Below are 20,174 nucleotides of genomic sequence, written 5' to 3'. Positions count from 1 at the left end.
GCGGGAACAACCCGGCCCCCGCCGCTGTCATCCCTGTATGGCTACTGGACACACGATCACCATCGAGAAGAGCGACCAGCGCGTGCGCGTGGTGCACGGCGATCTGATTCTGGCCGAGAGCGACCGGCCCCTCGTCCTGCACGAGACCGGCTCCCCGGTGCGCTACTACATCCCCGCCGAGGACGTCCGGCTCGATCTCCTCACGCCCTCCGCATCGCACACCGTGTGCCCCTTCAAGGGCACCGCCTCCTACTGGTCCCTGCCGGACGCGCCGGACCTGGTGTGGGCCTACCCCGACCCCAAGTCCGACGTCGCCGAGATCAAGGACCACCTCTGCTTCTACGACGTCGAGGTCATCGGCTGACGCCCGCGGCCTCCGCCGTCCGGACGGTCGACGCGATGGTCGCGGAGCCGACGACGCGGGTGCCGTCGTACAGGACGATCGCCTGGCCCGGGGCGACGCCGCGGACCGGCTCCCTGAAGGTGACCTCCAGGGAGCCGTCGACGAGTTCGGCGTCGACCTCGGTCTCGCCGCCGTGGGCGCGGAGCTGGGCCGTGTAGGTGCCGGGTCCGGTCGGTGCGGTGCCGCACCAGCGGGGCCTGATCGCGGTGAGTGCGCTGACGTCGAGGGCGGCGGCCGGGCCGACCGTCACCGTGTTGTCCACCGGCGAGATGTCCAGGACGTAGCGCGGCTTGCCGTCGGGGGCCGGGGTGCCGATGCGCAGGCCCTTGCGCTGGCCGATGGTGAAGCCGAACGCGCCCTCGTGCGAGCCGACGACCGCGCCGGACTCGTCGACGATGTCGCCCTCGGCCTTGCCCAGGCGGTTCGCGAGGAAGCCCTGGGTGTCGCCGTCGGCGATGAAGCAGATGTCGTGCGAGTCGGGCTTCTTGGCGACCGCGAGGCCGCGGCGCTCGGCCTCGGCGCGGATCTCGTCCTTGGTCGTGAGGGTGTCGCCCAGCGGGAAGAGCGCGTGCGCCAACTGCCGGTCGTCCAGCACCCCGAGGACGTACGACTGGTCCTTGGCCATGTCGGAGGCGCGGTGCAGCTCGCGCGTGCCGTCCGCGCCCACGAGCACCTTGGCGTAGTGGCCGGTGCAGACGGCGTCGAAGCCGAGGGCGAGCGCCTTGTCGAGGAGGGCGGCGAACTTGATCTTCTCGTTGCAGCGCAGACACGGGTTCGGGGTGCGCCCCGCCTCGTACTCGGCGACGAAGTCCTCGACGACGTCCTCGCGGAAGCGGTCGGCGAGGTCCCAGACGTAGAACGGGATGCCGATGACGTCGGCGGCACGGCGGGCGTCGCGCGAGTCCTCGATGGTGCAACAGCCCCGCGCGCCCGTGCGGAACGATTGCGGGTTCGCGGAGAGCGCGAGGTGGACGCCGGTCACGTCGTGGCCGGCTTCGGCGGCGCGGGCGGCGGCGACGGCGGAGTCCACGCCGCCGGACATGGCGGCCAGGACACGGAGGGGGCGCTGCGGGATGTCAGTCATAGCCCTTCAAGGGTAAGGGGCCGCGGGAACCGGAGCCCGCGAGTATCCGTTGTGGATCACATGGGGGCGAGCGAGAGCGACAAGGACCGGCGCATCGGGCGGCGGGCGCTGCTGATCGGCGGGGCCGCGGCGGCCGTCGGCACGGCCGTGCTGGCCCGCGGTGAGCTGGCTCACCTGTGGTGGCGGCTGCCCGGGGTCCGGAAGCCGCGCGTCGAGGGCGCGGTGGACTTCAGGGGCGCGCTGTGGGTGGCGGCCTCGTCGGGGAACTTCCGGTGGGCGGACCGGCCGGACGACTACGCGATAGACCGGGTGATCATCCATGTCACCCAGGGCAGTTACGCGAGCGCGGTCAAGGTCTTCCAGGACCCGGCCCACCAGGCCGCGGCCCACTACATCGTCCGCAAGGACGGTGACGTCACGCAGATGATCCGCGAGCTGGACGTGGCGTACCACGCGGGCAACAGGGAGTTCAACGAACGCAGTGTGGGCATCGAGCACGAGGGCTTCGTGGACCGCCCGCAGGACTTCACGGACGCGATGTACGCGGCCTCCGCGCGCCTGACGGCGAACATCTGCAAGCGGTACGGGATACCCGTCGACCGGGAGCACGTCATCGGGCACGTGGAGGTGCCGGGGACGGACCACACGGACCCGGGGACCCACTGGGACTGGGACCGTTACATGGGGCTCGTGCGACGGGCCGAACAGGCCTGACCTCGGGTTCCGTCAGTGATGCAATCGTGATGTTGTGCGTGGCCTCCGCGCTTCATGTGTCCGTTGCGTCCCGCCTCCGCGCCGCGAGCTGCGCCGCATCAACTTGGCCTTTCCTCAAGGGAGTTGACGGGGAGTTCTTGATCACGGCTGTCGCACAGGCTGCGCGGCTGCCCCCTAAGTTCGCCCCAGTTCTTACACAGCCCTTAGGTCAAACATCCCCGCCATGACTGACTCCACAGAGCCCGGCACCGGCACGGGCCGAAGCGACAAGGGCGTCCACCGCAAGGCGGGCCAGACCAAGACCGAGCACACCAGGACGAGTAGGGGCAGGGGCGGCAAGGGCGTCCACCGCCGCAAGTTCCTCGGCGGCATGGCGGGCGCTGCGGGCCTCGCGGCGGTCGCGGCGGCCGGCACGACCTTCTCGCTGCTGACCGACGCGAAGGGGAACAAGGCGGGCGCGGCCACCAGCACCGCGACCCTGACCGTCCCGGACCTCCTGGAAGGCACCACCGCCGACAGCACCACCACCTTCACCCTGGAGGCCAAGACCGGCACGCACGAGGTGATCTCGGGGGTCACCAGCACCACGATGGGCTACAACCAGGACTTCCTGGGCCCCACCCTGAAGTGGACCAACGGCAACGCGGTCGTCCTCAACATCACCAACAACATCGGTGAGGACACGACGGTCCACTTCCACGGCGCCCACGTGCCGCCGAAGATGGACGGCGGCCCGCAGGTCGCCTTCGCGGACGGCGAGACCTGGTCGCCCTCGTTCACGGTCAAGGACCCAGCGACCACGCTCTGGTACCACCCGCACGCGCTGGGCACCACCGCCAAGCAGGCCGTGCACGGCCTGGCCGGGATGATCATCGTCGAGGACTCCACGGACGCGTCCGCCGCGCTGCCCAGCGACTACGGCGTCGACGACGTCCCGCTCATCTTCCAGTCCCTCGCCGTGGACACCGACGGGGACATCAAGTACGACGCGGCCGGCTACCGGCTGAGCACCACCGCGTTCCCCCTCCTGCTCAACGGGACCAACGTGGACGACACCACGCTCACCTTCACCGCCACCAAGACGCGGACCCGGTTCCGCGCCCTGAACGCCTCGCCGTCCGACATCATCACGATCCAGCGCAGCGACGGCGGCACCCTCACGCAGATCAGCACCGACCAGGGCTACCTGACCGCGGCCACCGAGGTGACCACGATCCGCCTGGTGGCCGGCGCCCGTGCCGAGTTCGTCATGGACCTCTCCGCAGACGCCACCCTCCAGGCCGTGGTCACCACCGGCTGGATCCGCGGCGGCAGCGGCACCTACGACGTCCTCGCGGTGACGGCGAGCGGCACCGACACCCCGGACGACCTGCCCAGCGCCCTCAACACGATCGAGCGGTACGACACCAGCGACTTCACCGCCCGGACGATCACGCTGGGCCAGAACGGCGCCACCATGCTGATCAACGGGTCGGCGGGCACGACCATGGCCGCGATGGCGATGATCAGTACGACGGTCGGCGCGAAGGAGATCTGGACGATCCAGAACGCCACCCAGTTGGAACACTCGTTCCACCTGCACGACGTGCCGTATCAGCTGATCTCCGTCAACGGCGAGGATCCCACCGGGGTCCAACTGGGCTGGTACGACACCTACGAGGTGGTCGGCGGCGGCAGCATCGAGATCGCCATGGAGTTCACGGACTTCTCCGACGACACCTATATGTACATGCTCCACTGCCATCTCCTCCAGCACGAGGACGAGGGCATGATGGCCTCCCTCATGGTGACGGAGAGCTAACGGGAGCAGTCCTGTCAGGTCAGTCCGGCGGCGCGGGCCCGCTCCACCGCCGGGCCGATCGCCTTGGCCACCGCCTCCACGTCGGCCTCCGTGGAGGTGTGGCCGAGGGAGAAGCGCAGGGTGCCGCGGGCCAGGTCCGGGTCTGTGCCGGTGGCCAGCAGGACGTGGCTGGGCTGGGCGACGCCCGCGGTGCAGGCCGAGCCGGTGGAGCACTCGATGCCCTGGGCGTCCAGCAGCAGAAGCAGGGAGTCGCCCTCGCAACCGGGGAACGTGAAGTGGGCGTTGGCCGGCAGCCGGTCCTGCGGGTCACCCCCGAGGATCGCGTCCGGGACCGCCGTACGCACCGCCTCGACCAGGCTGTCGCGCAGGGCGCCGATCTCCCGCGTGAACCACTCGCGCTGCTCGGCGGCGAGGCGTCCCGCGACCGCGAAGGAGGCGATCGCCGGGACGTCGAGGGTGCCCGAGCGGACATGGCGCTCCTGGCCGCCGCCGTGCAGGACGGGTACGGGGGTGTACTCGCGGCCCAGGAGCAGCGCGCCGATGCCGTACGGGCCGCCGATCTTGTGGCCCGAGACCGTCATCGCGGCGAGTCCGGAGGCGGCGAAGTCGACCGGCACCTGGCCGAAGGCCTGGACCGCGTCGGAGTGCAGCGGGACCCCGAACTCCTGTGCCGCCTCGGCCAGTTCACGGACCGGCGAGACGGTGCCGATCTCGTTGTTGGCCCACATCACGGTGGCCAGGGCCACGTCGTCGGGGTTGCGGGCGATCGCCTCGCGCAGGGCCTCGGGGTGGACGCGGCCGTAGGAGTCGACCGGCAGGTACTCGACGGTGGCGCCCTCGTGCTCGCCGAGCCAGTGGACGGCGTCCAGGACGGCGTGGTGCTCGACGGGGCTGGCCAGGACGCGGGTGCGGGCCGGGTCGGCGTCGCGGCGGGCCCAGTACAGGCCCTTCACCGCGAGGTTGTCGGCCTCGGTGCCGCCGGAGGTGAACACCACCTCGCTGGGGCGGGCGCCGAGCGATTCGGCGAGCGCCTCGCGGGCTTCCTCGACCGAGCGGCGGGCCTTGCGGCCGGAAGCGTGGAGGGAGGAGGCGTTGCCCGTGATGCTCAGGTGGGCCGTCATCGCCTCTACTGCCTCGGGAAGCATCGGGGTGGTCGCGGCGTGGTCGAGGTATGCCATGGTGAAGACGATTCTACGGGGGGCTCCGCCGTGGAACCGAGGGGCACCGCGGTCGACTCGACCGGTGGGTAACTGCGGCCGTGCGGGGCACGCTTGTCCGAACCCTGCTCACAGGCTCCAGGAGATCGTGTTCGAGACCGCCATCGTGAGGGCGAGGACCGCCAGGTCCGCCACACCGAGGGCCAGACCCAGGTAGGCGCGTCCCTTGCGGGCCGTGCCGCGCCACAGGGACACGAGGGCCAGGACGATCGCGATCGGACCCAGGAACAGGTTCAGGACGAGGAGGCCGAGAAGGCCGAGGATGAAGGACGCGACGGCCATGCCGTCGGCGTCGCGGGCGGCGGTGCGCGGGGTGGTGGTACGGCCGTCGGCCGGTGCGGTGAGTTGCATCGTGCTCAGCTCCTGGAAGTCGGTACGGACGGTCAGTTGGCCGAGGTGTGACGCCGGCCGTGGCGCTCGCGGAGCGCGAAGATGCCCAGCCAGACGGCGATGCCGGCGGCCACGGCGGCGGACAGGGCCAGCGGTGCGTGGGCCACGGTGCCGAGCACGACACCGAGCAGCATGAGTGCGGCGACGAGGAACAGCATGGGACGGATCCCCCTCCGAGACACCCGGGGGCGTCTCTCGTTACGTTTCGGTGAACGGTTGTAGTAACACTTGTTCACTGACTACAGAGTCTAGCGCTCCCGGCGACTTTTCAATTCCGGAGAACGGTTGTTAACTGGATGACATGAGTCACACCCTCGGCATCCGGCAGGCCCAGAAGCAGAAGACCCGGCAGGCGCTCCTGGACGCGGCGCTCGCCCTGCTGGCGGAGCAGAGCCTGAGCAGCCTGGGCCTGCGCGAGGTCACCCGGGCCGTCGGTGTCGCCCCGACCGCCTTCTACCGGCACTTCCGCTCCACCGCCGACCTCGGTGTGGCCTTGGTCGAGGAGGCGCTCGGCAGCCTGCACCCGATGGTCCGGGCGACGGTCTCCACGGCCGGCGACAGCGACGAACGCATCGTGCGCGCCGTCGAGTTGATCGCCGCGTACGTGGCCGCGCACCCCGCCCACGTCCGGTTCGTCGCCCGTGAGCGGCACGGCGGGGTCCAGCCGGTGCGCGAGGCCATCCGGGACCAACTGGCCCGGTTCGCCGAAGAGGTGAAGGCCGAGATCGCCAAGGACCCGGAGGCGGCGGGCTGGAGCGACGACGACCTGCTCATGCTGGCCAACCTGTATGTCGACCAGATGCTGATCACGGCCTGTCTGTTCCTGGAGGCACTGGAGTCCCCGGACGCCTCGAAGGAGCTGGAGCAGGCCACCCAGATCGTGACCCGCCGGCTGCGGCTGATCAACGTCGGCCGCATGCACTGGCTGGACTGAGCACCGCCTCCACCCCCGCCCTGGCCCCGATCCCGGGTCAACGCACAGGAGCGGCACCCCCGTTCACCGGGAGTGCCGCTCCTGTCGTACGACCGCTCGGGTCAGCTCTTCGTGGCCTGCGGGCTCGGCGCACCACTCGGCGCACCGCTGGGCACGGCACCGCCGCCCGCTCCGCCGCCGCAGCCGCCCCGGCCGCCTCCGCCGGGGCCGCCGCCCTGACCGCCGCCGGGCGCTCCGCTCGGCATGCCGGAGGGGTTGGCCGACGGGTTGCGCGACGGATTGCGCGACGGGTTGCCGGAGGGCGCTCCGCTCGGGCGGCCCGACGCGTTGCCGGTCGGCGCGCCCGAGGGCCGCTGACAGGACTGCTGCTGACCGGAGTTGCCGCTGTTCGAGGACGACGACGAGTCACTCGAACCGCAGGCCGCCAGGGCGAAGGGCGAGAGCGCCAGCAGAGCCACTGCCGGGACGAGACGCACACGGTTCATGAGAAACAACTCCAAGGAAGATGAGGGAGTCCTGAGGCGGGAACTCAATCAACGGCGCTTAGGCCTTCCTTGGGGCCGCACTGTCCTCGACCTGTCAATCAGGTAAAAAGGATCTCAACTCACGCCACTGACCTGCCACTTCACGCATCGGCGCGCGCTACTCGCTGGTACAAGCCCGTGACAGAAGCGGTCCGCGGAGCCCCTCAGCCGAGCTTGACCCGGGCGAGTTGGCGGGACTGGGCGACCAACCGGTCGGCGCTGTCCCAGACCTCGGCGTCCTCCTCCAGGAAGCCGCCGGCGAGGTTGCGGGTGGTGATGGAGACGCGCAGCGGGCCGGGGGCCGGGCGGCAGCGGACGTGGACGGTCAGCTCGACGGTCGGGACCCAGCCGGACAGACCGATCTCGAAGGCCGTGGGCGGCAGCGCGTCCACCGCGAGCAGGAGGGAGAACGGGTCGGGGTCCCGGCCGTCGGCGAGCCCGAACCAGGACCGCATCTCGCCCTTGCCGGAGGGCGCGCCGAGCGCCCAGCCCAGGGTGGCGGGGTCCAGCTTGAGCATCAGCCGGTCGGCGATGGCCGAGGTTTCGGCGGCCGGGGCCGGGCCGTCCTCGGGGCCGAAGCAGTGCTCCATCGGCGGGAATGCGGGCGGCTCGGCCGCCGTACGGACGTCGTCGGGCAGCGCGTCCAGGTCGCCGTAGGAGGCGAGGACGCGGATGCGCTCGACCTCGCGGCCCTCGTCGTCGTACTGGAAGAGGGAGGCCTGGCCGGTGGAGAGGGTGCGGCCGGTGCGGACGAGGTCCGTGCGGACGACCGCGGGGCCCGGCCGGGAGGCGGTCAGGTAGTGCGCCGAGATCGTGAACGGGTCGCTGTGCGGCAGGGCGTCCGCGAGCGTGCGGCCGAGGACGGCCAGCAGATAGCCGCCGTTGAGGGCGCCGAACACCGTCCAGCCGGCGGAGAGGTCGACGTCGTAGACACCGGGCGCGCGCCGGGTCGGGGCGGTGGCCCGGTCGAACTCGCTGTCGCCGACCGTGGCCCGGACGGCCTGCGCAGAAGCTGCTTCAGACATGCCTGAACCGTACAACGAGAGACTACTAAGCGGTAGCTTTTTGCTCGCCCTGCCCCCTCCCCCGTCTCCCCTCCCCACCCCGTCGCCTCTGAGCCATCACGGTGAGAGAGAGGCAATTTCCTGGTAAGTGTCCGTACTCGTCCGTAAACCGGGGTCACGGCCTCGGCCTCTATAGGGGCATGAGCCTTACCGGGACCGCGTTCCTCTACACGCTGATCGTGCTGTCCGTCGTCGCCGTCGTCCTTCCGCTCGCGCTGTGGTCGCGGCTGCGCGGGCCACGGGTCCTGCGTGCCGCCGCGCGCGTCCTGATGGTGCTGTTCGCCCAGGGCACGGCGGTCGCCCTGGTGTTCACGCTGGTCAACAACGAGAACAACCTGTACGACAACTGGGCCGACCTGCTCGGCACGGGCGACCATGTGCAGCAGGCCGCGAACCTCGGTGCCGACGGCACGGGCGGCATCTCGCTGACCCGGCTGCCCAGGGTGGTGCAGCGGTTCACGCCCCTGTCCGACGGCGTCCGCGAGACCCAGCTCAAGGGCCGGGTGTCGGGCGTGAACGCCGAGGTCTACGTCTGGCTGCCGCCGCAGTACGACAAGCCCGCCTACCGCCACCGCCGGTTCCCCGTGGTCGAGTTGCTACCGGGCTACCCCGGCTCGGCGAAGGCCTGGTTCGGATCCCTGCACGCCGAGAAGCAGCTCGCGCCGCTGATGCGGGACGGCAGGGTGGCGCCCTTCATCCTGGTCGCCCCGCGCACCAACCTGCTGGCCGGCGTGGACACCGGCTGCGCCAACATCACGGGCACGGTGAACGCCGACACCTGGCTCAGCGTCGACGTGCCGAAGATGGTGACGGACAACTTCCGGGCCGCTCCCGCTCCGGCTGACTGGGCGGTCGCCGGGTACTCCGCGGGCGGTCACTGCGCGGCCAAGCTCGCCATCGCCCACCCCGACCGCTACCGGGCGGCGGTCAGCATGTCCGGCTACAACGACCCGATCGGCGAACGCAATTCGCTGGCCGCGCAGAACCCGCGGCTGCGGATCGCCAACAACCCGTACCTGCTGCTGCGCGGGGCCCGTACCCCGCCCCGGGTCGCGCTCTACATCTCCGGTCAGCCGCACGACGGTTACGAGGCCGGTGTGGCCCTCGAACAGATCGCGAAGGCCCCGACGACCGTGCACGTGGTGTACATCCCGAAGAGCGCGGGCGGGCACACCATGGCGCTGTGGCGGCCGCAGGTGGTCCCGGCGTTCCGCTGGCTGACCGAGGAACTGGGCCTGGGCAACGGCCTCGGGACCGGCCGGGGAACCGCTACTCCTCGCTCACCGTCGAACGCCGGTTCCACGCACGCGGCGCTCGCCAGTGGTACTTCATCGCGAGCAGGCGCAGGGCGAAGGCGGTGACGACCGCGAGCCCGCTGGTGTACGGGTTGAGGGCGTCGTAGCGGATGCACAGGACGACGATGGCGGCGCCGACGATCGCCGGGACCGCGTACAGGTCGCGGTCCCAGCGCAGCAGCGAGGGCGTCTCGTTGGCGAGCACGTCACGCAGCACACCGCCGCCGACCGCGGTGGCCAGGCCCAGGGCCGCCGACGCGGTGAGGTTGAGCCCGTAGTCGTACGCCTTGGTCGTGCCCGTCACACAGAACAGGCCGAGTCCCGCCGCGTCGAAGGTGTTCACGCCGAGCTGGATGCGCTCCACATGGGGGTGGAGGAAGAAGACGAGGAGCGCGGCGAAGAGCGGTGTGGTGAAGTACCCGAGGTCCGTGAACGCGGCCGGGGGCACCGCCCCGATGATCACGTCCCGGAAGATCCCTCCGCCCAGCGCGGTGACCTCGGCGAGCACGGCGATGCCGAAGACGTCGAAGTTCTTGCGGACCGCGAGCAGCGCGCCGGAGATGGCGAACACGAAGATGCCGACGAGGTCGAGCGTGTGCTGGACGGAGGGGCTGAAGAGTTGCTGAAGCACCCCACATTCTTACCTGCCGCGGGGTGCTTCCCTTTCGATGCAAGGGTTACAGGGAGGGTTTCCCTGGGGTGAACAGCCAGGTCTGGAACAGGTCGTCGAGCTGCTGCCCGCTGACCTTCTCGGCGAGCCTGATGAAGTCGGCCGTGTTCGCGTTGCCGTAGCGGTGCAGCTTCGTCCAGGCCGGCAGCAGCTTGAAGAAGGCGGTGTCACCGATGCGTTCGCGCAGCACCTGGAGGGTCATCGCGCCGCGCTGGTAGACCGCGGACGCGAACATGGTGTCGCGCTGCGGGTCGCCGACGACGGTCTGCCAGAAGGCGTTGCCGGCGGGGCGGGAGTTGTAGCCGGCCAGGAACGAGTCGTGCGCGGTGCGGGTGCCCTGGTGCTCGGCCCACAGCCACTGGGCGTAGGTGGCGAAGCCCTCGTTGAGCCAGATGTCCTTCCACTGCGCCACGCTCACCGAGTCGCCGAACCACTGGTGAGCCAGCTCGTGCACGATCGTCGTCTCGCTGCGCACCGCGGAGTAGACCGGCTTGGACTGCACCTCCAGCGAGAACCCCGCCTCCGGCATGTCGTCGACGATCGCGCCGGTCTCCTCGAAGGGATAGGGCCCGAAGACCTGCGACCAGTAGTCGGTGGCGGCGGCGGTGACGGCGTACACGTCGACGCTGTTGCCGTTGGCGAGCACCGGGTCGATGGCCACGTAGATCGGGATGCCGCCCGGGGTCCGGCCGGTCTTCACGTCGAACTTCCCGATCGTCGCCGTCGCGAGATAGGTCGCCATCGGCTTCGACTCGCGCCAGTGGGTGTACGTCGAGGCGCCCTTGTCGTACGTCGACACCAGCCGGCCGTTGGAGACGCCGGTCAGGCCCTTGGGGGCCTTGATGCGGATGTCGTAGGTGGCCTTGTCCGAGGGGTGGTCGCTGGAGGGGAACCAGGTGGAGGCGGCGTTGGGTTCGCAGGCGACGAAGACGCCGTCGGTGGTCTTCATCCACCCGTAGTCGGAGCCGAACACGATGGGTCCGCTGAGGGGTTCGGGAACCCCGCCGTAAGTGACGGTGACCTTGAAGTCGCGGCCCTTGCGCAGGGACTGGCGCGGGGTGACGCGCAGTTCGTCGCCGTCGCGCGTGAACTGGGCGCGTCTGCCGTTCACTTCGACTCTCGTGACCTCCAGCTTCTGGAGGTCCAGGTCGAAGGAGGAGAGGTTCTCGGTGGCACGGGCGGTGAGGGTCGTACGACCGTCGAGGCGGTCGGTGTCCGGGTTGTACGCCACGCCGAGGTCGTAGTGGCGGGCGTCGAAGCCGCCGTTGCCCAGGTCCGGGAAGTAGGGGTCACCTATGCCGGCCGCGCCGGGGCTTGGGGCGGGGGCGGCGGCTATGACAAGGAAAGAGGCCGCCGCGGTAGCGAGGGCCCCTAAACGTGCCGAACGGGAGAGATTCATCTGTCGTCCCTTGCGAGCGTGTGCCGATAAGTCGGACACGGACGACTCTGAACTCTCCCGTTCGGGCATGTACATGACTTTGCCAACTCGTCATGCGCTACTTGTCGGTTGACTCCTGGCTCTCGCCCGAAGACGCCGCCGGTGCCTCGGTGGACCCGGCAGGCTCGACGGTCTCGACCGGCTCGGAGGACTCCGCCGCGCCGGCCGCCTCAGCGGCCTCCGCGATCTCCTCGACCTCGGCCGCCACCGCCGCCGACGTCTCCGCCGACTCCGCCAGCACCTCGTCGGCGACCAGCTCGGCCGCCTCCTTGGCCACGGTCAGCAGCACCGTGTCCTGCGGGGCCTGGTCCTCGAAGTTCTCCGGGTGGTGGCAGGCGACCTGCTGGCCGGGCTTCAGCTCGACGAGCACCGGCTCGGTCGTCTTGCAGATCTCCGTCGCCTTCCAGCACCGGGTGTGGAACCGGCAGCCACTGGGCGGGGAGATCGGCGAGGGCACGTCGCCCTTGAGCAGGATGCGGTCGCTCTTGGTGTTCTTGCGCCGCGGGTCCGGGATCGGCACCGCGGACATGAGCGCCTTGGTGTACGGGTGCATCGGCGCCCGGTACAGCGACTCGCGGTCGGCCAGCTCCACGATCTTGCCGAGGTACATCACCGCGATCCGGTCCGAGACGTGCCGGACCACCGAGAGGTCGTGCGCGATGATCACGTACGTCAGGCCGAGCTCCTGCTGGAGGTCGTCCAGCAGGTTGACGACCTGGGCCTGGATCGACACGTCCAGCGCGGAGACCGGCTCGTCCGCCACGACCAGCTTCGGCTTCAGGGCGAGCGCGCGGGCGATGCCGATGCGCTGGCGCTGACCGCCGGAGAACTCGTGCGGATAGCGGTTGTAGTGCTCGGGGTTGAGGCCCACGACCGACAGCAGCCGCTGGACCTCCGCCTTGACCCCGCCCGGAGGCGTGACGCCCTGGAGCTTGAAGGGGGCGCTGATGATCGTGCCGATGGTGTGGCGCGGGTTCAGCGAGGAGTACGGGTCCTGGAAGATCATCTGCACATCGCGGCGCAGCGGACGCATGCCGCCCACCCCGAGGTGCGTGATGTCCTTGCCCTCGAACTCGACCTTGCCGCCGGTCGGCTCCAGCAGCCGGGTGATCAGCCGGCCCATCGTCGACTTGCCGCAGCCCGACTCGCCCACGACGCCCAGCGTCTCACCCGACTTGACCTCGAAGTCGAGGCCGTCGACCGCGTGCACGGCGCCGACCTGCCGCTGGAGCAGGCCTTTTTTGATCGGGAAGTGTTTCTGGAGCCCGGTCACCTTCAGCAGGGTCTCGCCGGGGGCGGCGTCCTTGGTGAGGGTGGCACCTTCGCTCGGCGCAGGAATGGTCACCGCTTTGTCCTCGCTCACAGCTTCGGCGCAATCTCTTCGGTCCAGATCCGCTCCCGCTGCTCCTGCGTCATGTGGCAGGCGGCCCAGTGCTGGCTGCCGACCTCGGTCAGCTCGGGGCGGACCGTGCGGGTGACGTTGTCCTTGGGGACGTCCGCGTACGGGCAGCGCGGGTTGAAGGCGCAGCCGGACGGGATGTTGATCAGCGAGGGCGGGGAACCCTTGACCGGGATCAGGCGCTCCTGCTGCTCACGGTCCAACCGCGGCATCGAGCCCAGCAGGCCCCAGGTGTAGGGGTGGCGGGGCTCGTAGAACACCTTCTCGGCCGGTCCGCGCTCGATGCACCGGCCGCCGTACATCACCAGGATGTCGTCGGCCAGCTCGGCGACGACGCCCAGGTCGTGCGTGATGATGATGACCGCGGAGCCGAACTCCGTCTGCAGGTCCCGGATCAGGTCGAGGATCTGCGCCTGGACGGTCACGTCCAGGGCGGTCGTCGGCTCGTCCGCGATGAGCAGCTCGGGGTTGTTGACCAGCGACATCGCGATCATCGCGCGCTGACGCATACCGCCGGAGAACTCGTGCGGGTAGCTGTCGATCCGCTTGTCGGGCTGCGGGATGCCGACCCGGTCGAGCATCTCGACCGCGCGCTTCTTCGCGACCTTCTTGGAGACGTCGTGGTGGATCCGGTACGCCTCCACGATCTGCTGGCCGATCGTGTAGTACGGGTGCAGCGCGGACAGCGGGTCCTGGAAGATCATCGCCATCTCGCGACCGCGCAGCTTGCGCACGTGGTCGGGGTCGGCGGAGAGCAGCTCGGTGCCGTCCAGCCAGATCTCGCCGGAGATCTGCGCCTTGCGCTTGCCGTACTGGCCGGCGGTGTGCAGGCCCATGATGCCGAGCGAGGTCACCGACTTGCCGGAGCCGGACTCGCCCACGATGCCGAGGGTCTTGCCCTTCTCCAGCGTGAAGCTCAGTCCGTCGACGGACTTGACCAGGCCGTCGTCGGTCGGGAAGTGCACCTTGAGGTCACGCACCTCCAGGAAGGAGGTCGGCGCGGCGGAGGCTGCGGTGGGCTCACCCAGGGCTGCTCCGCTCTTGCTCAGTTCGGTCATGTCAGCCTCACTCGGGGGTCGATCACGGCGTACAGGATGTCCACCACGAGGTTGGCGAGCAGCACGGCGAGAGAAGTGATCAGGGTGACGCCCAGGATGATGGGCAGGTCCTGGTTCTTGATGGCGTCGAGCACCGCGCGGCCGAGGCCGGGCAGGTTGAACGTCGACTCCGTCAGGATGGCGCCGCCGATGAGGGCGCCGAGGTCCATGCCGAGCATGGTCAGGATCGGGGTCATCGTGGAGCGCATGGCGTGCTTGCCGATGACGACCTGTTCCTTGAGGCCCTTCGCCCGTGCGGTGCGGATGTAGTCCTCGCCGAGGATCTCCAGCATGGTGGCGCGGGTGATCCGGGCGTACATCGCCGCGTACAGGAAGGCGAGGGTGATCCAGGGCAGGATCATGCCGCCGAACCAGCCGCTGAAGCTCTGGTCCAGGGGCACGTACTGCGCGTCGATCCATTTCAGCCCGAAGGCGAAGATCGCCAGGCTGAGCAGACCGGTGAAGTAGATGGGGAGGGAGACGCCCGCCAGCGCGACGACCATCGCGCCACGGTCCCAGATGGTGCCCCGCTTGAGCGCGGAGAGCACACCCGCCGAGACACCGATGACCAGCCACAGCACGGCGGCACCGAGCGCCAGTCCCAGGGTCACCGGGAAGCGGTCGGTGAGCACCGGCCAGACGGCCTGCTCGCTGCGGAAGGAGTAGCCGAAGCAGGGCGCGGCGCAGTGCGTGACGTCGCCGCCGCCGGAGTAGGTGCGACCGGCGAAGATGCCCTTGAAGAACTCCCAGACCTGGGAGTAGATCGGGTCGCTCAGGCCCAGCTTCTGCCGGACGGCCTCGACCGCAGCCGGGTCGGCCTGCTTGCCCACGAAGCTCGAGGCGATGTCCACGCCCGCCCACTTGGGGACGAGGAAGAAGATGCCGAAGACCACCATCACGATGACCACGAGCATCACAGCGGCGGCGAACAGCCGCCTGATCAGGTAAGCGAGCACAGCTTACGGCCCGCCGCGGGGCCGCGGGCCACCGGAGGTCATCCGATGGCCCGCGACCACGCCGCGCCGGCCTTCACCTGCCTTTCGTGCCGTTCGGCGGGTGTGCCGGGATTACTTCGCGGACTTCAGACCGAGGTTCACGAAGTCGTACATGCCGCTGTAGTTGTCCGACGTGTAGACGTTCGCGAGGTTGTCACCACGCCAGTTGATGAACTTCTCGAAGGTGAAGGGCAGGTAGTACGCGCCCTCCATGACCTTGTGGTTGATCTCGGTCGAGATGGTGGTCTTGCCCGCCTCGTCCAGCGTCGTGACGTACTTGTCGAACAGACCGTCGATGGTCTTGTCGTCGATCAGGGCGAAGTTGTTGTTGCCGCTCTCCGCGATGTACTTGCTGTCCCACAGCGGGAGACCGAAGCCCTGGACGGTCGGGAAGTCCGGACCCCAGCCCATGATGATGATGCCGTAGCCCTTCTTCTTCACGTTCGAGGGGCTACCGATGATGCCGGTGGTCTGCGAGCCGTCGAACTGGTCGATCTGGGCGTTGATGCCGATCTTCTTCAGCGACGCCTGGAGCGACTGGGCCGTGGCGACCTCGACCGGCTTGTTGTTGCGCACCGCGATGGTGGTGGAGAAGCCGTTCGGCTTGCCGCACGCCTTCAGAGCCGCCTTGGCCTCTTCGACGTTGCCGTTCTTGTTCGCACCGGAGATCTTGTACGGGTCGTACTTCTGGCCCTCGGAGCCCGGGACGGACGGCGGGAGCATGTTGGTGCCGATGTCACCACCGGCGACCGGGCCACCACGGGCGGTCTGCAGCGAGACGTGGTCCGCACCGAGGATGACGGCCTTGCGGCACTCGGCGTTGTCGAACGGCTTCACGCTCTGCGGGAAGGTCGCGTAGCGGATGTAACCCGAGACCGGGTTGTCCAGGTTGGCCTTGTGCTCCTTCAGGGCGGTGGTGCGGCCCTGCGGGGACATGCCGGTCTGGTTGATGTCCAGGTCCAGGTCACCGTTGAGCAGACGCTGGTCCAGCTGGTTGGCGTCCGAGAAGAACTGAACGGTGATCTTGTCCGGGTACGCCTTGCGGATCGGGTCCGAGGACTGCTTCCACTCGGTGTTGCGCACCAGCGTCAGGCTCTTGCCGGGGCTGTAGGACTCGAACTTGTACGGGCCCGAGGAGAACGGCTTGAGGCCGTACTTGGACTTGGTGTCCTTGTCCTGGCGGACCGGGGAGGCCGAGACCAGACCCAGCACCTCCTGGAAGTCCGAGTTGGCCTTCGGCAGGTGGAACTCGATGGTCTTGTCGTCCGGGGTGGTGATGGACTTCAGACCGAGCTTGTCCTTGGACGTGTCCTTGTAGGGACCCTTGTACTCGCCGTCGGGGTCGAGGAAGTCCTTGAGGTACGTCGGGCCGCCGGACAGCACGTCCTGCGCCCAGACACGCTCGATGCCGTACTTCACGTCCTTGGACGTGATCGGCTTGCCGTCCTCCCACGTGATGCCGTCACGCAGGGTGTACGTGTACGTCTTGCCGTCGTCCGAGACCTTGGCGAGACCGGTGGCGAGGTCCGGGGTGAGCTCGGCGCCGGCCTTGCCCGGCTCCGTCTTGCCCGTGACCAGCTGGCGGCTGTAGTAGCGCGCGAAGTTCCACATGAAGCCGTAGTAGCCACGCGTGGTGTCCCACGAGTCGGCGTCCTGGGCACCACCGAACCGCAGCGTGCCGCCCTTCTTGGCCAGAGAGGCCTGGGCGACCTTGTTGTTGGCCGCGTCGAAGCCGGCCGCGCCGGTCTTCGAACCGCCGCCGCCGTTGTCGTCGCTGCCGCCGCCGCACGCCGCCGTGGCCAGCAGTGCGGCGACCGCAGCAGCGGCGGCAAATGCCTTCTTACGCCGCCCTGAGGTGCGTTGGGTAGTCACGATCTCGGATCCTCCGGATTAGATGAGAGACCCCGTGTTGGTGCCACGGGACGATTGGGGTACGGCTCTTTCAGCGGGACGCCTTCGGGTCCAGCGCGTCACGCACGCCGTCGCCGAACAGGTTGAAGGCAAGGACGGTGATGAAGATCGCCACACCCGGGACCACCATGTACATGGGGTCCGACTCGTAGTAGTCGATGGCGCTCGACAGCATCTGTCCCCAGGACGACGTGGGCGGCTTGACGCCCACGCCCAGGAAGCTGAGAGCAGCCTCGGTGAGGATGTTGGTGGGGATCATCATCGTCGTGTACACGATGATCGGCGCCACGAGGTTGGGCAGCAGTTCCTTGAACAGGATGTAGAACCGCCCGGCGCCCAGCGATCGGGCGGCCTCGACGTACTCGCGCTCACGCATCGAGAGGGTCTGGCCGCGCACCACGCGTCCGATGTAGGGCCAGCCGAAGAAGCCGATGACCAGGATCATCACGAAGACGCGCACGTTGGACCCGGAGAGGCCCAGCAGTTCGTTCGGCATCACGGAGACCAGGGCGATCGTGAAGAGCAGCTGCGGGAAGGCCAGCAGGCCGTCCATCACGCGGCTGACGAGCGAGTCCACCCAGCCGCCGAAGAAGCCCGCCAGGATGCCCAGGACGGTGCCCAGGACGACCGCGACGACGGCGGACAGGAAGCCCACCAGGAGCGAGACGCGGGCGCCGTAGAGGATGCGGGCGAGGATGTCGCGGCCGTTGACCGGCTCGACGCCCAGCAGGTGCTCGCCGCTGATGCCGCCCAGGGATCCCTTGGGGGTGCCGAACAGCGGGTCGATCAGGTTCTCGTGGTAGGCGTCCGGGTCCTGCCCCAGCAGGTTGGTGATCACCGGCGCGAGCAGGGCGACCACGATGAGGACGACCACCACGATGCCGCCTGTCAGGGCGAGCTTGTCCCGCTTCAGGCGCTCCCAGGCGATCCGGCCCAGGGAACGTCCCTGAACGGTCTTGGCGCCGGCGGCTGCGACCGCGGCTTCCTCGGCCGCACTCGGGGCCGCTTCCGCGGTCGGCTCGTGCAATGGTGCCGTCATCTGGCAGGGACCCCTCTCAACCGGCGGTAGCCGGCCCGCACTTGCCGCTGTAGCGGCGTGATCAGTCCGTCGTACTCGGGGCACAAAGAGCCCCTGGTGCGGGAGTCTTCAACGCTTTGGCGATCTGTTGCCAGACTTGACGGGGAAAGGATGCGTAAACGTGATGAGGTCAGAGGGGTTCCGTTATCCGGACAGCGGGTAACGGGGGTCGGACGCGGACGAATCCGGACATTCAGTAAGCGGACGGATCTTCCGCCGCTATCTACGCGCGCAGACCCACCACTTCTCCGGTCCGGACCAGCGCGTGCGCCGGTCTGGACCAGTGCGCGCCCGCTCAGTATCCGCCAGGTGCCGGTGGATAGCCGTACCCGGCCGCGGGGGCCTGGGCCGGAGCCGCGTGCGCCTCACGGTCGTAGAAGGGCCGGGCGCCGGCCCGCATCCACATCGCGACCGGGTCGTCCTCGTCCGACATCGCCACGGTCGACACCGGCAGGCCCTCGGGGACCGCGCCGATCGACTGCTGCATCATCGCCCGCACCGCGTCCACCGCGGGCGGCGAGGTGTCGTACACGTCGAGACCGATGGCCAGATACGGCGCCCCGAGCGCCGGCTGCACCCAGGCGCGGCGCAGCGCGCGGACGGCCGGGGTGCGGTGCGCGTTGTGCGCGAGCAGGGCGTAGAACTGCGGGATCTCGATGCCGGGTTCCGACAGCCGCAGCGGGCCCGCGGGCTGGCGCTCCAGGCCGGTGGCGATCCGGCGCAGATCCAGCCACGGGATGCCGACACCGCCGCCGGGGGCGTGCGGGTTGAGCCAGAGGCCGAAGTGGTCGGGATAGAGCGTGCGGGCCACGTCGACCCCGTCGACGACCTCGTACGAGCGGTTCCAGCCGCTGGCGGACAGCTCCTGGGCGGAGGTGACGCACGGGGCGTAGCCGTGGCCCTCGACCTCCATGTTTCCGTACTGGGCGTCCGGGGAGCCGGACTGGCCGTGCCACAGGAGCATCCAGACCTGGCCCGCACCGGGGGTCGCGAGGGCGCGGAGCAGGGCCTCGTAGGCGTCGTAGCGCCCTGGCGTGACCTGGCGCAGCATGTGCTCCACGCTGCCGCTGAGGCTCGCGCTCACGTGTCTTACCGCCCCTTCGAGATGTGCCCCGCGTGTCTGTGACAGCTTAAGCGCCCATGAGCTCGGGGCTTGTTGTCCGTCGGCGAGTGCGGGTCCGTCGTGGTTGATCGCGCAGTTCCCCGCGCCCCTAGGTTGGTTGACCCTGCGGCGTTCAGAAGTTCCGTTGGTAGAACGGCCTGACCTGTTGCCTCATCCACGTCGCCACCGGGTCGTCCGTGACGTCCAGGAGGACCAGGTTGACCGGCCACTGGGGTGGGGACTTGGTCAGGGCTCGGCCCAGGGCCTCCAGGGGGACGGCTCGTAGGTCGCCCTCCCATTCGGAGAGTTCGACGCCCACGAACATCACCGGGTCCGCCGTCTCGATCGCGGCGAGGCAGCGGCGGGCCGTTTGGATCACGGGAGTTGTCTCGAACTCGGCGGAGGCGGCGGCGAGGAAGTCGACCGGGTCGTCCTGCCAGTCCGGTTCGAAGAGGCGGACGCGGCCGCCGGAGGTGGGGCCGTCGAGGAGGGTGCGGCCGATGCGGCACAGCTCGGCGACGGCGGCCGGCGGGAGCGGGATCCCGACCATGCCGTCCGGGTTCACGGCGATGCCGACCTGCGGGGGCAGACCGCGGGCGAACTCGACGGCGGGCGCGATCGTGTACGACAGATGCGCGCCGACGACATGCCGGAACTGCTCCTCGGAGCTGAAGACCGGGACGTAGGCCTGGCCCTCGATCTCCAGCGTGGGCAGGTCCAGCGGGCCGCTGTGCGGGCCGCCGCCGCTGGGCAGCGGGATCCAGAGGAAGCTGCGGCTGAGCACCTCGACGATCCGGCCGCCCGCCATGGGCACGCCGAGGGACGCCGACAGCACCTCCTCCAGCTCGTTGCCGGGCCATCCGCCGTGCGGATGGGGGTGCGCCTGCATGGGAAACTCCGCGGGGAGATCCGCTGGGAAGTCCATCTGTCCGACCGCCTGCTGTGAAGTACCGCTGTGGCAGCAAAGGCTAACGGGTACGGGGCCCCTGGCGGTGGGCTCGTGCGGCCGATCTCGCCCGGCGCACCGTCCGCGGAACGCACGGGCCGGGACGACGGCC

General features: G+C 69.4%; 20 protein-coding genes. 5 read left to right on the top strand and 15 right to left on the bottom strand.

Translation table 11 applies throughout. The features are described from left to right. Positions 1-37: 37 nt before the first annotated feature. Positions 38-364 carry a DUF427 domain-containing protein gene (locus ACWD5F_RS33705; RefSeq protein ID WP_451260172.1) on the top strand — a complete coding sequence of 109 codons (327 nt, stop codon included), beginning with the start codon at positions 38-40 and terminating at the stop codon, positions 362-364. Here ACWD5F_RS33705 and mnmA read toward each other — a convergent pair. After that, the gene (gene mnmA / locus ACWD5F_RS33700; protein ID WP_451260171.1) at positions 354-1,487 is read right to left on the bottom strand and encodes a tRNA 2-thiouridine(34) synthase MnmA; all 1,134 of its coding nucleotides are present in this window, start codon (positions 1,485-1,487) and stop codon (positions 354-356) included. The genes ACWD5F_RS33705 and mnmA overlap by 11 nt on opposite strands. A 60-nt stretch (positions 1,488-1,547) precedes the next feature. On the opposite strand from mnmA, the gene ACWD5F_RS33695 reads away from it, so the two are divergent. Together ACWD5F_RS33695 and ACWD5F_RS33690 are read left to right on the top strand one after the other, a co-directional pair. Further along, positions 1,548-2,201 (top strand): N-acetylmuramoyl-L-alanine amidase, encoded by a 654-nt coding sequence (locus tag ACWD5F_RS33695; RefSeq protein WP_451260170.1) that lies wholly within the window; start codon positions 1,548-1,550, stop codon positions 2,199-2,201. Positions 2,202-2,424: 223 nt separating this feature from the next. Next, positions 2,425-4,002, top strand: a complete 1,578-nt coding sequence (locus ACWD5F_RS33690; RefSeq protein ID WP_451260169.1) for a multicopper oxidase family protein — start codon at positions 2,425-2,427, stop codon at positions 4,000-4,002. Positions 4,003-4,016: 14 nt separating this feature from the next. On the opposite strand, the gene ACWD5F_RS33685 is transcribed toward ACWD5F_RS33690, so the two are convergent. The 3 genes from ACWD5F_RS33685 to ACWD5F_RS33675 form a co-directional block, all read right to left on the bottom strand. After that, a complete protein-coding gene (locus ACWD5F_RS33685; RefSeq protein ID WP_451260168.1) occupies positions 4,017-5,180 on the bottom strand; it encodes a cysteine desulfurase family protein in 1,164 nt (387 codons plus the stop codon). A 108-nt stretch (positions 5,181-5,288) separates the two neighbouring features. Continuing rightward, a complete protein-coding gene (locus ACWD5F_RS33680; protein WP_451260167.1) occupies positions 5,289-5,570 on the bottom strand; it encodes a DUF4190 domain-containing protein in 282 nt (93 codons plus the stop codon). 32 nt (positions 5,571-5,602) lie between these two features. Next, the gene (locus ACWD5F_RS33675) at positions 5,603-5,767 is read right to left on the bottom strand and encodes a hypothetical protein (RefSeq protein ID WP_401722521.1); all 165 of its coding nucleotides are present in this window, start codon (positions 5,765-5,767) and stop codon (positions 5,603-5,605) included. A gap of 143 nt (positions 5,768-5,910) precedes the next feature. Between ACWD5F_RS33675 and ACWD5F_RS33670 the strand changes: the two genes are divergently transcribed. Continuing rightward, positions 5,911-6,543 (top strand): TetR family transcriptional regulator, encoded by a 633-nt coding sequence (locus ACWD5F_RS33670; protein ID WP_401722519.1) that lies wholly within the window; start codon positions 5,911-5,913, stop codon positions 6,541-6,543. A gap of 101 nt (positions 6,544-6,644) precedes the next feature. Here ACWD5F_RS33670 and ACWD5F_RS33665 read toward each other — a convergent pair whose 3' ends face one another. Continuing rightward, positions 6,645-7,028 carry a hypothetical protein gene (locus tag ACWD5F_RS33665; RefSeq protein WP_451260166.1) on the bottom strand — a complete coding sequence of 128 codons (384 nt, stop codon included), beginning with the start codon at positions 7,026-7,028 and terminating at the stop codon, positions 6,645-6,647. A gap of 203 nt (positions 7,029-7,231) precedes the next feature. Beyond that, the gene (locus tag ACWD5F_RS33660) at positions 7,232-8,092 is read right to left on the bottom strand and encodes a thioesterase family protein (RefSeq protein ID WP_451260165.1); all 861 of its coding nucleotides are present in this window, start codon (positions 8,090-8,092) and stop codon (positions 7,232-7,234) included. A 179-nt stretch (positions 8,093-8,271) separates the two neighbouring features. Here ACWD5F_RS33660 and ACWD5F_RS33655 point away from each other — a divergent pair, with 179 nt between their 5' ends. Continuing rightward, positions 8,272-9,492, top strand: coding sequence for an alpha/beta hydrolase (locus tag ACWD5F_RS33655; protein ID WP_451260164.1), 1,221 nt, complete (start codon positions 8,272-8,274; stop codon positions 9,490-9,492). On the opposite strand, the gene ACWD5F_RS33650 is transcribed toward ACWD5F_RS33655, so the two are convergent. The 9 genes from ACWD5F_RS33650 to ACWD5F_RS33610 all read right to left on the bottom strand — a co-directional run bounded on the left by ACWD5F_RS33650 (position 9,401) and on the right by ACWD5F_RS33610 (position 20,041). Next, entirely contained in the window at positions 9,401-10,057 is a 657-nt protein-coding gene (locus tag ACWD5F_RS33650; RefSeq protein ID WP_401722508.1) for a trimeric intracellular cation channel family protein, read from the bottom strand. The genes ACWD5F_RS33655 and ACWD5F_RS33650 overlap by 92 nt on opposite strands. A gap of 46 nt (positions 10,058-10,103) precedes the next feature. After that, entirely contained in the window at positions 10,104-11,495 is a 1,392-nt protein-coding gene (locus ACWD5F_RS33645) for a M1 family metallopeptidase (RefSeq protein WP_401722507.1), read from the bottom strand. Between the two features lie 97 nt (positions 11,496-11,592). Further along, on the bottom strand, positions 11,593-12,879 hold the full coding sequence (locus tag ACWD5F_RS33640; protein ID WP_451260163.1) for an ABC transporter ATP-binding protein: 1,287 nt from the start codon (positions 12,877-12,879) through the stop codon (positions 11,593-11,595). 14 nt (positions 12,880-12,893) lie between these two features. Continuing rightward, positions 12,894-13,991, bottom strand: coding sequence for an ABC transporter ATP-binding protein (locus ACWD5F_RS33635; RefSeq protein WP_401722502.1), 1,098 nt, complete (start codon positions 13,989-13,991; stop codon positions 12,894-12,896). Next, entirely contained in the window at positions 13,988-14,986 is a 999-nt protein-coding gene (locus ACWD5F_RS33630) for an ABC transporter permease (protein WP_401722501.1), read from the bottom strand. Before ACWD5F_RS33630 ends, ACWD5F_RS33635 begins: the two co-directional genes overlap by 4 nt. Positions 14,987-15,097: 111 nt before the next feature. Then, positions 15,098-16,897, bottom strand: a complete 1,800-nt coding sequence (locus ACWD5F_RS33625) for an ABC transporter substrate-binding protein (RefSeq protein ID WP_451260162.1) — start codon at positions 16,895-16,897, stop codon at positions 15,098-15,100. A 70-nt stretch (positions 16,898-16,967) separates the two neighbouring features. Beyond that, a complete protein-coding gene (locus ACWD5F_RS33620; protein ID WP_401722495.1) occupies positions 16,968-17,975 on the bottom strand; it encodes an ABC transporter permease in 1,008 nt (335 codons plus the stop codon). Between the two features lie 334 nt (positions 17,976-18,309). Continuing rightward, complete coding sequence (locus tag ACWD5F_RS33615) at positions 18,310-19,065, bottom strand: enhanced serine sensitivity protein SseB C-terminal domain-containing protein (RefSeq protein ID WP_401723094.1); 756 nt, start codon at positions 19,063-19,065, stop codon at positions 18,310-18,312. A gap of 184 nt (positions 19,066-19,249) precedes the next feature. Next, positions 19,250-20,041: an enhanced serine sensitivity protein SseB gene (locus ACWD5F_RS33610; RefSeq protein WP_451260161.1), complete on the bottom strand. Its 792-nt coding sequence runs from the start codon at positions 20,039-20,041 to the stop codon at positions 19,250-19,252. Positions 20,042-20,174: the final 133 nt, after the last annotated feature.

This window comes from Streptomyces sp. NPDC002499 (assembly GCF_053595415.1).
Note: the sequence above shows the minus strand (reverse complement) of the source record. Positions and strands in the feature narration are given on the sequence as shown.